Source organism: Marinobacterium iners (assembly GCF_017310015.1).
GTDB lineage: Bacteria > Pseudomonadota > Gammaproteobacteria > Pseudomonadales > Balneatricaceae > Marinobacterium > Marinobacterium iners.
Genome location: NZ_CP022297.1, coordinates 2,091,621 through 2,104,423, shown reverse-complemented (window position 1 = coordinate 2,104,423; position 12,803 = coordinate 2,091,621). Strand labels below are relative to the sequence as shown.

Annotated in this window: 12 protein-coding genes; 10 read left to right on the top strand and 2 right to left on the bottom strand. The window is 51.1% G+C overall.

Annotation, left to right across the window (positions count from 1 at the left end; translation table 11 throughout):
* Positions 1-28 precede the first annotated feature (28 nt).
* The 5 genes from CFI10_RS10090 (at position 29) to CFI10_RS10070 (ending at position 5,370) form a co-directional block, all read left to right on the top strand.
* Positions 29-1,606 carry a fatty acyl-CoA synthetase gene (locus CFI10_RS10090; protein ID WP_206834314.1) on the top strand — a complete coding sequence of 526 codons (1,578 nt, stop codon included), beginning with the start codon at positions 29-31 and terminating at the stop codon, positions 1,604-1,606.
* Between the two features lie 61 nt (positions 1,607-1,667).
* Positions 1,668-2,267 (top strand): enoyl-CoA hydratase-related protein, encoded by a 600-nt coding sequence (locus CFI10_RS10085; RefSeq protein ID WP_206834313.1) that lies wholly within the window; start codon positions 1,668-1,670, stop codon positions 2,265-2,267.
* Positions 2,268-2,338: 71 nt separating this feature from the next.
* The gene (locus CFI10_RS10080) at positions 2,339-4,024 is read left to right on the top strand and encodes an IS1634 family transposase (protein ID WP_206834312.1); all 1,686 of its coding nucleotides are present in this window, start codon (positions 2,339-2,341) and stop codon (positions 4,022-4,024) included.
* 93 nt (positions 4,025-4,117) lie between these two features.
* Positions 4,118-4,318, top strand: a complete 201-nt coding sequence (locus CFI10_RS10075; RefSeq protein ID WP_206834311.1) for a hypothetical protein — start codon at positions 4,118-4,120, stop codon at positions 4,316-4,318.
* A gap of 80 nt (positions 4,319-4,398) precedes the next feature.
* Positions 4,399-5,370: a TRAP transporter substrate-binding protein gene (locus tag CFI10_RS10070; RefSeq protein WP_242529952.1), complete on the top strand. Its 972-nt coding sequence runs from the start codon at positions 4,399-4,401 to the stop codon at positions 5,368-5,370.
* A gap of 121 nt (positions 5,371-5,491) precedes the next feature.
* On the opposite strand, the gene CFI10_RS10065 is transcribed toward CFI10_RS10070, so the two are convergent.
* Positions 5,492-6,145: a LysR substrate-binding domain-containing protein gene (locus tag CFI10_RS10065; RefSeq protein ID WP_277987758.1), complete on the bottom strand. Its 654-nt coding sequence runs from the start codon at positions 6,143-6,145 to the stop codon at positions 5,492-5,494.
* A gap of 271 nt (positions 6,146-6,416) precedes the next feature.
* Here CFI10_RS10065 and tnpC point away from each other — a divergent pair, with 271 nt between their 5' ends.
* Positions 6,417-7,859, top strand: coding sequence for an IS66 family transposase (tnpC, locus tag CFI10_RS10060; protein ID WP_206834310.1), 1,443 nt, complete (start codon positions 6,417-6,419; stop codon positions 7,857-7,859).
* Here the strand turns inward: tnpC and CFI10_RS10055 are convergent.
* Positions 7,856-8,095: a helix-turn-helix domain-containing protein gene (locus CFI10_RS10055; RefSeq protein ID WP_242529950.1), complete on the bottom strand. Its 240-nt coding sequence runs from the start codon at positions 8,093-8,095 to the stop codon at positions 7,856-7,858. The two genes, tnpC and CFI10_RS10055, sit on opposite strands and share 4 nt — an antisense overlap.
* Positions 8,096-8,233: 138 nt before the next feature.
* Between CFI10_RS10055 and mdlC the strand changes: the two genes are divergently transcribed.
* From mdlC to CFI10_RS10035, 4 genes are read left to right on the top strand one after another with little or no spacing between them, the layout of a single operon-like run.
* Positions 8,234-9,817, top strand: coding sequence for a benzoylformate decarboxylase (mdlC, locus tag CFI10_RS10050; protein ID WP_242529949.1), 1,584 nt, complete (start codon positions 8,234-8,236; stop codon positions 9,815-9,817).
* A 19-nt stretch (positions 9,818-9,836) separates the two neighbouring features.
* Positions 9,837-11,294, top strand: a complete 1,458-nt coding sequence (locus tag CFI10_RS10045; RefSeq protein ID WP_206834309.1) for an aldehyde dehydrogenase family protein — start codon at positions 9,837-9,839, stop codon at positions 11,292-11,294.
* A 21-nt stretch (positions 11,295-11,315) separates the two neighbouring features.
* Positions 11,316-12,299 (top strand): TRAP transporter substrate-binding protein DctP, encoded by a 984-nt coding sequence (dctP, locus tag CFI10_RS10040; RefSeq protein WP_206834308.1) that lies wholly within the window; start codon positions 11,316-11,318, stop codon positions 12,297-12,299.
* Between the two features lie 34 nt (positions 12,300-12,333).
* On the top strand, positions 12,334-12,801 hold the full coding sequence (locus CFI10_RS10035) for a TRAP transporter small permease (protein WP_091828105.1): 468 nt from the start codon (positions 12,334-12,336) through the stop codon (positions 12,799-12,801).
* Positions 12,802-12,803: the final 2 nt, after the last annotated feature.

Here is a 12,803-nt window from a genome sequence, read left to right as displayed (position 1 = left end):
GGTAAAAAAATAATAACGAGAGGTGAATATGAATTCGGAAGCTCAAACCCAAAAGCAGATTGATCGTGCCAATCGCAATACCATCGGGGATGCTCTGCACAGGGCTGCCGTGCAGCATCCTCAGCAGATAGCCCTGGAGTATGCGGACCGTTGCTGGTCCTATCGTGAGCTGAACGCGGCCGTCAATAAAGTCGCAAACCACATGCTGGCGCAGGGGCTTAACAAGGGGGACCGTGTTGCCGCGTATGGAAAAAACTCTGATGCCTACCTGATTCTCTGGCTTGCCTGCACCCGTGCGGGTCTGATCCATGTGCCCGTGAATTTTTCACTGACCGAACGTGAGCTGGTGTATGTCCTGACGCAATCGGGTGCACGCGCCCTGTTTGCAGACGACAGCCTCAAGGGGCACATCGATGCTGTATGCGACCAGCTGAACCTGAGCATACAAGGCAGCTTGCACAGTAACGCCAGGGTGGAAGGTAAAACCGATGTGCTGATGGTGGCACAGGGCGCCGGAAGTGAGCACCCGCCGGAGCTTGTACTGGATGAGAATGACGTGGTCCAGATTTTGTACACCTCCGGTACAACGTCAGATCCAAAGGGCGCGATGCACACGCACCGCTCCCTGATGGCTGAATATGTAAGCTGCCTGTTGCATCTGGATATCAAGAAGACCGACCGCTGTCTGGCGGCACTGCCGCTGTATCATTCCGCTCAGATGCATGTGTTTACCATGCCGGCCCTGTTATCGGGTGCCTACACTTGCCTGCTGGATACACCGACCCCCGAGCTGATACTGCAGCAGCTTAAACAGAAGCGGTTGAACAGCTTCTTTGCACCTCCTACCGTTTGGATCGCGTTGCTGCGCCATCCGCAGTTTGTCGAATCAGAGCTGCAGCATTTGCAAAAGCTGTATTACGGCGCATCCATCATGCCGGAGCCCATCGTGAAAGAGTTGGGTGAGCGTCTGCCCGACTCCGGGCTTTATAACTGCTATGGGCAAAGCGAAATTGCACCCCTGGCCACGGTGTTGACACCGGAAGAGCATGCTGAGCGGCCCGCATCCTGCGGTCGTCCCATTTTCAATGTTGAAACACGGATTGTTGACCCTGCGACCGGCGAAGAGTGTGCGCCAGGGCAACAGGGTGAGCTGGTGCACCGGTCACCACAGTTGATGGTCGGGTACTGGGACAAGCCCGAGCAAACCGAAGAGGCCTTTGCCGGTGGCTGGTTTCACTCGGGTGATCTCGGTTATCGCGATGAGGAGGGCTACATCTGGATTGTGGATCGCATCAAGGACATCGTGAATACCGGTGGGGTGCTGGTTGCCAGTCGCGACGTTGAGGAAGCGCTTTACACGCACCCTGACGTCGATGAAGTGGCGGTGATTGGCGTGCCGGATGAAAAATGGATTGAAGCCATTGCAGCGGTTGTCGTACTGCGACCTGAAGCCGATCCGAATGCGGAGAGCTTGATCCGGCATGCCAGAGAAAACCTGGCGCCTTTCAAGGTACCCAAGCACGTGCATTTCGTGCAGCAGTTGCCCAAAAACACGTCCGGAAAGCTTCTGAAACGAGCACTTCGTCAACAGTTCCCGGATTTCTAGCCTGACGTAATCGCATCTGGAGCCGGTCCGGTTCCAGATGCTGAACACAAAGGAACCTGATATGCGACCCGAACCTTGTGTCCGCAGGGATGTTCACGGCTCTGTGATGGTGATCAGAATCGTCAATCCTGCCAGAAAGAATGCACTGGATATTAATGCATATACATTACTCTCGGAGTTTTTAACCCAAGCAGAAAAAAATGCCGAAATAAAATCCATTGTGATCACCGGACATGAAGAATATTTTTGCAGCGGTCATGATGTTGAGGATTTTATTAATAATCCAATACAGAATGAATCGCATCCGGTATTTAAGTTCATGCTCAGGATGAGTCAATGCAAAAAGCCAATAATCGCGGCTGTTGAAGGTTTTGCAGTCGGTATTGGTGTGACGCTGCTTTTGCATTGCGATCTGGTTTATGCAGGACGAAGCAGCTTCTTCAAAATGCCGTTTACGAGCCTTGGGCTGTGTCCTGAGTTTGCCGCAACATTCATTATTCCAAACTTTTCAACTCACTGTATTGCAACGGAGTTGCTTGTCCTTGGCCGAACCTGGAAAGCGGATCGGTTCTCCCGAGTTCGACAGTTATCCACTGAAAATCGTCTCTTTTACACGCCTCAGCCCAGTATTCATGCGGGTTTCCGCTTTTTAGACGCCTAAAACCTTGTAGTGGCATGCCTGTGGATATCTTTTCTGTTTTAAAGGTCATAAAGAGATGATAAAGTCATGGCATGTACGTCAAAGTCACCAAGTCCGGCCCTCGCAAGTATGTGCAGCTCGTTGAAGCCTATCGAGACGAGAACGGCCGCCCAAAACAACGCACGATTGCGACCCTCGGCCGTCTCGACAAGCTCGGTGATGAGCTGGAGTCCGTGGTCGAAGGTCTGTGCCGGATTACCGGGCGATCGCTACCGGATAAGCCCGCCGTCAGCTTTGAGTCATCTCGTACCTTGGGTGATGTCTGGGCACTGACTCAGCTCTGGAATGCGCTCGGCTTTGAACAGCTGCGCAAAGCCTTCCGCGGTACGCGTCACAGCATCCAGATCGAAGCCTTGATCCGCATTATGGTCATGAATCGCCTGACCTCGCCGGACTCCAAACTGGGCGTGCTGCGCTGGCTGGAGACTGTCTGTGTTCCCGGTGTTGGCAGTATCAAAAAAGTCGACCATCAGCACCTGCTGCGGGCAATGGATGCGCTTAATACTCAACGTGATGCCGTCAATGACAAAGTCACTGAACTGCTGCGCCCGCTGATCGATCAGGAACTGTCAGTCGTCTTCTACGACATGACCACCATCCGTGCCGAAGGCTTGACCGAGCAGGACGAAGAACTCAGGCAGTACGGGCGTTCCAAGGACGGCGGCATCCGTCGTCAGGTCATGTTGGGCATGGTTCAGACGGCCGAAGGACTGCCGCTGTATCACGAGGTGTTTGAAGGCAACACCGCAGAAGTTAAAACGCTTCAGCCCACCCTGAAAACGATCATTGAGCGCTTCCCGGTTAAGCGCATTGTCGTGGTTGCGGACCGTGGGTTACTGTCGGTCGATAACCTGGATGAGCTGAAGCAGATGACGCTGCCGAACGGTCAACCGGTTGAGTTTATTCTGGCGGTTCCCGGGCGTCGTTATAGTGACTTCGAACCGATCCTGGAGCCGTTGCAGCGCACGGTTTTTGACTCCTCCGAAGCGGAAGTGATCACAGAGACTCAGTGGCAGGAGCAGCGCCTGATCGTAGCCCACGATCCCGTACGTGCCGCCGATGAAACCGCGGCCCGTGATGCCAGAATCAACGCGATCGAAGAGGAAGCACAGTGCCTGACCGAGAAGCTTATCCGGCAGGATGAAGGCAAGACCACACGCGGACGCAAACTGTCTGATGGCGGCGCAACAGCCCGTTTATACAAAGAGGTCAGCGAATCCTCGTTGGCCAAAATCGTGCGTATTGACCTGAAAAGTGAGTTGTTCAGCTACGATATTGACGAAAAAGCCCTGAAACGTGCGCGCCTGATGGATGGCAAACTGCTGCTGGTCACCAACGTCAAGGATCTATCACCAACAGAGGTGGTCAAACACTACAAATCACTGGCAGACATCGAGCGAGGCTTCAAGGCGCTGAAATCGGATATCGAAATCGGCCCGGTGTACCACCGGCTGCCAGAGCGGATCAGAGCCCATGCCATGATCTGCTTTATCGCTTTGGTTCTGCACCGCGTGATGCGGATGCGCTTAAAGGCAGCAGGCTCTGAACACTCACCCATGCGGGCACTGGAGCAGCTGCGGCGTATCCAGTATCACCAGGCCACACTCGGTGGCAGCACCGTGACAGGCGTGTCCAGCATGAGCCGTGAGCAGCTGGATATCTTCAAGGCCCTTAGTATCGAAAAACCCAGCGTTGGCCCCGATAACCTGATCGTGTAGTGGAGCATTTTGCAGTGCCGCCTATACAAATCAATAGCTTATAACGCTAACTGTTGAACTCGGGGGTTCTGTGAAAAGGGTTTTGTAAACGAGGTGTGTGAGGATGGCGAAGCCTTCAATACTGCAATGAAAAGTGCAGAGGGGCTTGCTTTGTTACCAACCGAAGCCGTTATTAGAACCAAGCAGCTGATAAAGAATAATTTCTCGCAAAATTCAGAGAAGAGTATGCGGGAAGAGTTGGCTCAACTCATTGAGCTTTTTGAAAGTGGTTCTTTCACCAAGAAACCAAAATAAAAAGGATACACAATGCTTAAGACAATAAAAAATATGGTGTGGGGCTTTCCTTGATTGCAGGCCTTGGGTGTTCTGGCGTGGTGAGTGCGGAAACGACCATGGTCGTCGGTACCTGGTTGCCCCCGACGTCTGTGCAGAATTCGGTTGTTTGGCCGACCTGGGCGAAGTGGGTTGAAGAGGCGACCGAGGGGCGTGTGAAGGTCAAGGTTGAATACGATGTGGGGCATCCGAAGTCCTATTTCCAGCTGGTTGAAGACGGCGTCATTGATGCCGGTTTCAGCTATCACGGTTATGTGCCAGGACGCTTCAGGCTGCCCATGGTGGCAGAGCAGCCGGGTATGGGGGTGGGTGCCGAGGCGGCCTCCGTTGGGCTTTGGCGTGTACAGCAAAAATACTTTCAGTCTGCAGATGAGTTCTCGGGGCTTGAAGTGGTGGGGATGTTCACCCACGGGCCGGGCCAGCTGATGACGACCATTCCCATTGAACGTATTGACGATATCAAGGGCAAGAAGATCCGTATCGGTGGTGGTGTACAGGCCGATATTGCCGAGCGGCTTCAGGCTGCGCCGGTATCGGCGCCCGCCACAAAGCTGTACGAAATGATGCAGCAGGGCGTGGTGGATGGCACTCTGCTGCCTGTGGGACAGCAGAAAGCACAGCGTCTGGCGGAAGTGACAAAGTATCTGACCACAATCCCCGGCGGGATGTACATGGGTACATTTTCAATCTTCATCAACCCGGACTTCCTGGCTGATCTGGACCCGAAAGACCGTGAAGCGATCATGAGCGTGTCCGGTGAAAAGCTGTCTGCGCTGGCTGGCAAGGCCTGGGAAGAAACCGACTATGAAGGTCTGGAATTCGCGCGAGAGCAGGGTGTAACCATTATTGAACATGACCAAAATGCCCCGTTTACTCAGGATTTCCTGAAGTTGTCCGAGGGCATGGATCAGGCGTGGATCGACAGTGTTGCGGACCTCGACATAGATGCCGCTGCGGCCCTGGCAGAACTGCGTAAAATCGCTCGTGAGTATGAAGCTCAGAAGCAGGAATGATTCATGTCTGTTAGTGCTTGGTTAAAAAGCACTACGACGATAAGGGGCCGGCCTTGTGACTGGCCTTTTTATTATATGTTGTGCATGCGATTGATAAAGTTGAAGCCGGAGACTTTTTAAGTCAAATATCTTTAAGCGCGTGGTAGGCGACTTCGCAGAGCCAGCGTAAAGCTGAAGGATCATCAGTTGATTCAGTCCAGTATAGAGATACTTCAAATTCTGGGGTAGGGAAAGGTAAAGGAAAAGATACCAGGTTTCCGGGTGAGGTAAATTCTTTTGCAACCCGGCTGGGTAGGCAAGCTATCAGATCGCTATCAGGGATGATACCAGGCAGCGCAGAAAAATGAGGTATATGTAGAGCGATGTTTATCTGTTTGCCTCGTTCACCCAAATAGTCATTGATGTAAAAGTGCCCGCTTGCTTTTGAAATGAAGATATGATTTTCGTTAAGAAATTCGTCTAGGGTCGGCTCTCCCCGAATCCGAGTGTGTTTTGTGGAGAGGATACATTGATAATGTTCATCGAATAGTTTCTTATGAAGTGTTCGTCCTTTCAGAAAACTAAGATTCCCTACAGCCAAATCAATTCGTTCTTGTGAGAGCCAATCTTCGACTTTTTCTATCTCAGTAGTTACAACTTCTACCTTGCAGTTGGGCGCCTTGATATGAATATCTCTTAGTAGTTTTGGCAATAAATAAAATTCGCCAAGATCAGATAGAGCTATACGGAAGGTTCGTGTCGAGGTCTTGGGCTCAAACTGACGAGCATCTGCAATGGCTTGTTCGATTGTAACTATTCAGCTCAAGTTCCTGCAAAAAGTTCTTGACAGGTTTTTTGTCAAAATATCTCCCAGTCCAGTGACAGTCGGTATTTCGCTTTAAAGCCTGCCTCAAGGTGCCGTACCGCCACTCTGTGGCGTCTGGCGGAGCTCTATGTCTCGGAGCGTGGGAGCAATGTAAAAGTTGCTCAGATCCGCACACAAAGCGAAAAATTTGACCTGAAAAAGTCGTGCGATAATAGGCCATCAATCGACGATACTCAGGCTCATGAAGATCAGCAATATGGATGTCGACGCCATCTTGGCGAACGTCAGACAACAGCTCCAGGACGACAAGACACTCTCGCCATCTCTGCGCGCAGCCATTGAGATGATGATGGTGCTGATCCAGATGATGACCGGCCGGCTCAACACGAACAGTACCAACAGCAGTACGCCGCCCTCCCAGGATCCGAACCGGCCCAAGAAGAGCCGCAGTAAAGGTGAGCGTAAACCGGGCGGACAGCCTGGCCGTATTGGCAAGACGCTGCAACGGGTCGAGGAGCCGGATGCGATCAAGACCGTGAAGGTCGACCGGCGCACCCTGCCTAAGGGCAGCGCATTCCGCGTGGTCGGCTATGAAAAGCGTCAGGTCTTCGATCTGGATATCAGCCGCTTCGTGACCGAGTACCAGGCCGAGATCCTGGAGAACGAACAGGGGCAACGCGTCACAGCGCCATTCCCGGCCGGTGTTGATCGTCCGGTGCAGTATGGTCCCCGCTTGAAAGCGCATGCGGTGTATCTGTCGCAGTACCAGCTGCTGCCCTACGAACGTGTCCGCGAATACTTTGAGGATCAGGTTGGTATCCCGCTCAGCGCAGGGTCGCTGTTCAACTTCAACCAAGACGCTTTCGACAAAGCTGAGGGCTTCGAGCACTGGGTTAAGGACCGTCTGGCCGAGTCGGTGCTGATTCACGCCGATGAAACCAGCATCAACATCGGTGGCCAACGCCGCTGGCTGCATTGCGCCTCGAATGATGACCTGACCTGGCTGGCGCCCCATGCTCACCGGGGTCACGAGGCGATGGAGGCCATCGGTATCCTGCCGCGCTTCCACGGCGTGCTTTGTCATGACCACTGGAAACCGTACTACCGCTATCAGTGCCGGCATGCGCTCTGTAATGCCCACCATCTGCGCGAGCTTCAGCGCGCCTGGGAGCAGGACAAACAGACCTGGGCGCAGCGCATGCAAACCCTGTTGTGCACCATGGAGGATGCCGTTAAGAGTGCGGGCGGCAGCCTGCCGCCTGAAAAGGCAGAAGGGTGGCGAAAGGCCTACCGGCAATGCCTCAAAAAAGCGGAAGACGAGTGTCCGCCACCGGATGAAAACCAACGGCAGGGCAAGCGTGGTCGGCTCAAACGCTCTCGGGCGCGCAACCTGCTGGAGCGGTTGCGCGACTATGAGGCAGATGTTTTGCGCTTTCTGGACGATCCGGCGGTCCCCTTTACGAACAACCAAGGCGAGCGTGATATCCGTATGCTCAAGGTGCAGCAGAAGATCTCTGGCTGCTTCCGCTCGATGGATGGGGCACAGATCTTCTGTCGTGTGCGCAGCTATCTGTCGACGGCGCGCAAGCAAAACCTGAGTGGTTCCGAGGCGTTGACACTGTTGTTCGAAGGACGTTTGCCGACCTTCATGGCAGCGCCAAGCGATAATCCGAAAACTTTTTAAATCAAGCCAACTGAATAGTTACGTTCGATTTTGCAGATGGACTCATGAAACACCTGATAGAACTGGTCAGCTGCGAAGGTCGGGATCATACCATCACGTGTGCGTGTGAACAGAGGGTCGTTGAGCAGCTCTCTCAAACGCGACAGGGAGTAACTGACGGAAGGCTGGGTGATATTAAGCTCTTCGGCGGCTCGGCTGAGGCTCCCGTTTTCATAAATCGCGAGGAAAACCTTCACTAGGCTGAGGTCTGATTTGCGCAACATAGTTACCCTATAGATATAAATTCAATCTATATCTTATAGCAAAAAATATTGATTGGATCGATATGTTTGGCGTTGATAGTGTATGAAAAAAAGAAACATGAAGGCTCAAACATGACCAAGCAAGTGCCGACAGTCAAAGATGCTGTGTATCAGATATTACGTAACCACAAAATTGATACTGTCTTTGGGAACCCTGGCTCGAATGAGCTTCACTTCCTTAAAGATTTTCCTGCCGACTTTCAGTACGTACTCTGCCTCGATGAAGGCGTGGTTGTTGGAATGGCTGATGGTTATGCTCAGGCAAGTGGTCAGCCATCCTTTGTAAATCTGCACTCGGCGGCTGGAACCGGCAATGCGATGGGGGCTCTGACCAATTCACGTAACTCGCATTCACCCATCGTGGTCACCTCGGGTCAGCAGGCACGAAGCATGGTATTCAGCGATCCCTTGCTGAAAAATACGGATGCGACCACGTTGCCCAAGCCATTGGTCAAGGACAGTTACGAGCCGCTTAGTCCTCAGGAAGTACCTTACAGTATCAACCGTGCAATCAACCTGGCGGTCTCTGATGCTCCCGGGCCCGTATATGTCTCTATCCCGTATGATGACTGGGAAGAACCTGCGCGTGAAAATCTTGATCTTCTACTGGACCGGAAGGTCGTTCAGGTCGCTTGCGTTGATCCGTCCACGATCCAGGATTTGCGGGAAAGGATAGCACAGGCCCAGTCCCCGGTTCTGGTCTTGGGGCCTGAAGTCGACAGCGCGGGTTGTAATGATCTGGTCGCAAGACTGGCGGAACGCATGAACGCCCCGGCCTGGGTTGCGCCTTCTGCTCCACGCTGCCCTTTCCCGACAAATCATCGTTGCTTCGCGGGCATCTTGCCGGCAGGAGAGGCTTCTCTGTGTGACAAGATCAAGTCGCATGATTTCATTCTGGTTATTGGCGGCCCAGTGTTCCGTTATCACCAGAAGGATCCGGGGGCACTACTGCCTCAAGGAGCTCAGCTCGTACATGTCACCAGTGATGCTGACGAGGCCGCACGTGCCCCCATGGGTGATGCGCTGATCACCGGTATCCAGCCTTTCGTAGAACAGTTGTATGCGGCACTGCCTGAGAAAGAAGCTGATTGCCCGGTTTTCAAACAGGACGTTGTCAGAAATACAGATGATGGTGCTGCGCTGACGGTCGAAAACCTGTTTGACTGCGTTGAAGAAATTGCACCTGCAAACAGTATCTATCTGAATGAAGCCACATCGACACTTGCAACCCTCTGGTCACGTCTGACGATGGCAACATCAGGCAGCTACTATTTTGCTGCCGCCGGTGGTTTGGGATTTGCACTGCCTGCCGCTCTTGGCGTCCAGATGGCTTGTCCGTGCAGGCAAGTCATTGCCTTTATTGGTGATGGCTCCATGCACTACAGCATTTCCGCACTCTGGACAGCTGTGCGATATCAAATACCCGCCATATTCATTGTTTTAAATAATAATGGCTATATGGCATTGAGATGGTTTGCTGAACTCTTCGATGTCGATAGTGCGCCTGGGTTGGAAATTGAAGGTGTCGATTTCGTGAAAATTGCTGAGGGATATGGCGTCAAGTCTGAACATGTTGATTCATTGAAATCCTTTAAGCTTTCACTTGCAGCGGCATTGGAAAGTAATGGGCCTTCGTTGATTGAAGTTAAATTATAAAAACAAGATGGGGTTGATCATGAATTTTAATATTTCAGATTACAGTAATAAATTTTTTGATGGCCGCTGGTGTGATAGCACTGGCGAGGTGGCGGATATCCTGGAGCCTGCAACAGGAAATGCCTTGGGAAAAATTGTTCTCACCACAGCTATTGACGTTGATAAGGCCGTTTCCAGCTCTAAAGCTGCCCAGGGTAAATGGGCGGCAACACCCTTTAATCAGCGCGCGGACTGTCTCCGCAAAGTTGCTGAGGTTATGAGAGAAAATGCTGAATTATTTATCGAATGGAATATCCGTGAATGTGGATCCATTCGTCCCAAGGCTGAGTGGGAATTGCAGGCGGCCATTGAGCAGTTGAACGCGTCGGCGGCACTGACCATGTATCCGGATGGCGCTACTTATCCATCATCGGTCCCCGGGCGTCGTAATATCGTGCGCCATGTAGCTTTGGGGGTCATTGGTGTCATAGCGCCCTGGAACTTCCCTCTGTTGTTGGCAATGCGCTCGGTGGCACCTGCCATTGCATTGGGTAATGCGGTTGTTTTGAAACCAGATCATCAAAGTGCAGTCACTGGTGGCTTGCTCATGGCGCGTGCATTTGAAGAGGCTGGTCTGCCCGCCGGTGTTTTTTCGGTAGTTCCCGGCGATGTGATCGCCGGTGAGGCACTGGTCGAGAATGAATCGGTTGCAATGATTTCGTTTACAGGTTCCACACCTGTTGGCAAGAAAATCGGCAGTAAATGTGGCGGACGGCTGAAAAAAGCAGCCCTTGAGCTAGGGGGCAATAATGCCTTTATCGTGCTAGCCGATGCCGATCTGGATGCTGCTGCTTCCAATGGCGCCTGGGGCAGTTTCCTGCATCAGGGGCAGATCTGTATGCAGGCAGGTCGTCATTTCGTCCATGAAAGTGTTGCTGATGAATATATACAGAAACTCGCTGAACGTGCCAGAAAACTGCGCATTGGTGACCCCTATCGTCAGGAAGTCGAGATAGGCCCGCTGATTAATGAGGCCCAGTACCGTCGAGTTGACGGCATCGTGCAGGAGAGCCTCCAACAGGGTGCGCGCCTGATTACGGGCGGAAAAGGAGAAAGGCTCTTCTATGAACCTACAATCTTGGCAAATGTTGACGTCAGTAACAGAGCTTGTGCAGAAGAGCTGTTTGGCCCAGTCGTCCCGGTTGTAACGTTCAAGGATGAAGACCACTTGGTAGAGCAGGTATTACGTTCTGATTATGGTCTGGCAGCCGCTATTCATACACAAAATTACGGAGTTGCATTCTCACTGGCCGACCGGCTGAAGGCGGGTATGGTTCATATTAATGACCAAACCGTAAATAACGAATTTCACGTGCCTTTCGGAGGGATGGGGGACTCAGGAAATGGCGGTCGCTTTGGTGGCTTGGCGAATATTGAAGAGTTTACCGAGGTTCAGTGGGTAAGCTTTACTGAAAAACCGATTATTTATCCATTCTAATAATAAGATAAGATGGTTTATATGATGAATAAAAATAAAATCAATAAATATCTTCCTCTTTCACTAGCTATTATGTTTTCAGGCTACACATCGGTTTCAATTGCAGGTGATCAAGTTGAGATATCAGCTATTTCAGCCTTCAATAAGGGAACTGCGATATCAAAAGGTTTTGATCAATTTGTTGCTAGTATCAACGAGGACAAGAACGCACCGGTTAGAATTCGCTATGTCGGTGGTCCTGAAGCGATGCCTCCTTTTCAGATAGGTAATGCAATCAAGAATGGCGTTGTAGACATGATTCTATCCACCGGTGCTTTTTACAGTAATGTCATGCCTGCGGCCGACTCATTGAAATTGACCCGATATTCGCCACAGGAGCTTCGTGCAGCAGGCAAGTGGTCTCAGCTCCAAAAGATCTGGAAAGAGGAGATGAATGTTCATCTTCTGGCTTATACCAATTATGGCAACGAATTCCATCTTTATACCAATAAGCCTTTGACTTCAGCCAATTTGGAAGGACAGCGGTTACGGATTACGCCGATATACCGTGCTTTTTTCGAAGAGCTTGGAGCTTCTGTAATGCAAACAACCCCCGGTGAAGTCTATACAGCACTTGAGCGAGGCGTCGTCGATGGCTATGGATGGACAATGCAGGGAGTCTTTGATCTCGGTTGGCAAGAGCAAACTAAGTATCGGGTTGATCCCGGTTTCTACCAGGCCGATGTAACCGTCATGGTCAATGAGAGAACATGGAGTAGCAAGCTGACAAAAGAGCAGCGTGACTATTTGACCCAAAAAGCACTGTGGCTTGAATCACTGAATGATAATAATGCAGCAATCAGTCAGAACGAGCGGAAGCTACAGCAAGACGCCGGTATTCAAACGCTCACTTTGGAAGGAAACGAAAAAGAACGATATTTGAAAGTAGCTTACGACGCGGCATGGAGAGAGCTTCTGGATAACGATGAGGAAACGACTAAGAGAATAAAAGAAATAATTGATTAATGATTATCTATAATAAAAATAAAGGTTTATTATCATGCGTATTCTTTATGAACGCACCTTGATAACTATGGTTGTAGCCTCCGGCTTGACGATTCTATTGATGTCAGTGATGGTGTTTTTAAATGTCATCCTTCGTAATTTGGATATCGCCTCTTTCTCATGGGTTGTAGAGCTGTCAGAGTATGGTCTGACAGTCTCTACTTTTTTGGCTGCACCTTGGGTGCTTAAAGAAGGTTGCCATGTTTCCGTTGATGTATTAGTGAAAAACATGACCGGACTAAAGAAAGCAATACTTGGTAGGTTGATAAGCCTGGTTGGCCTTGGAATATCTTTTATATTGCTTGGGCTATTCTCATATATCCTTTATCATTCTATTCATGAAGAGAGCTTACTAATAAAAACAATAGTGATACCAGAATATTTAATACTGGTGTTTCCAGTTGTGAGCTTGTTTTTCATCTGTGTTGAGTTTTCGATTCGATCATTTGGGGCGGAGGCATAGAT

Coding starts and splice junctions, on each gene's coding strand:
- CFI10_RS10090 (WP_206834314.1), top strand. CDS start 29: ATGAATTCGGAAGCTCAAACCCAAAAGCAGATTGATCGTGCCAATCGC.
- CFI10_RS10085 (WP_206834313.1), top strand. CDS start 1,668: ATGCGACCCGAACCTTGTGTCCGCAGGGATGTTCACGGCTCTGTGATG.
- CFI10_RS10080 (WP_206834312.1), top strand. CDS start 2,339: ATGTACGTCAAAGTCACCAAGTCCGGCCCTCGCAAGTATGTGCAGCTC.
- tnpC (WP_206834310.1), top strand. CDS start 6,417: ATGAAGATCAGCAATATGGATGTCGACGCCATCTTGGCGAACGTCAGA.
- mdlC (WP_242529949.1), top strand. CDS start 8,234: ATGACCAAGCAAGTGCCGACAGTCAAAGATGCTGTGTATCAGATATTA.
- CFI10_RS10045 (WP_206834309.1), top strand. CDS start 9,837: ATGAATTTTAATATTTCAGATTACAGTAATAAATTTTTTGATGGCCGC.
- dctP (WP_206834308.1), top strand. CDS start 11,316: ATGATGAATAAAAATAAAATCAATAAATATCTTCCTCTTTCACTAGCT.
- CFI10_RS10035 (WP_091828105.1), top strand. CDS start 12,334: ATGCGTATTCTTTATGAACGCACCTTGATAACTATGGTTGTAGCCTCC.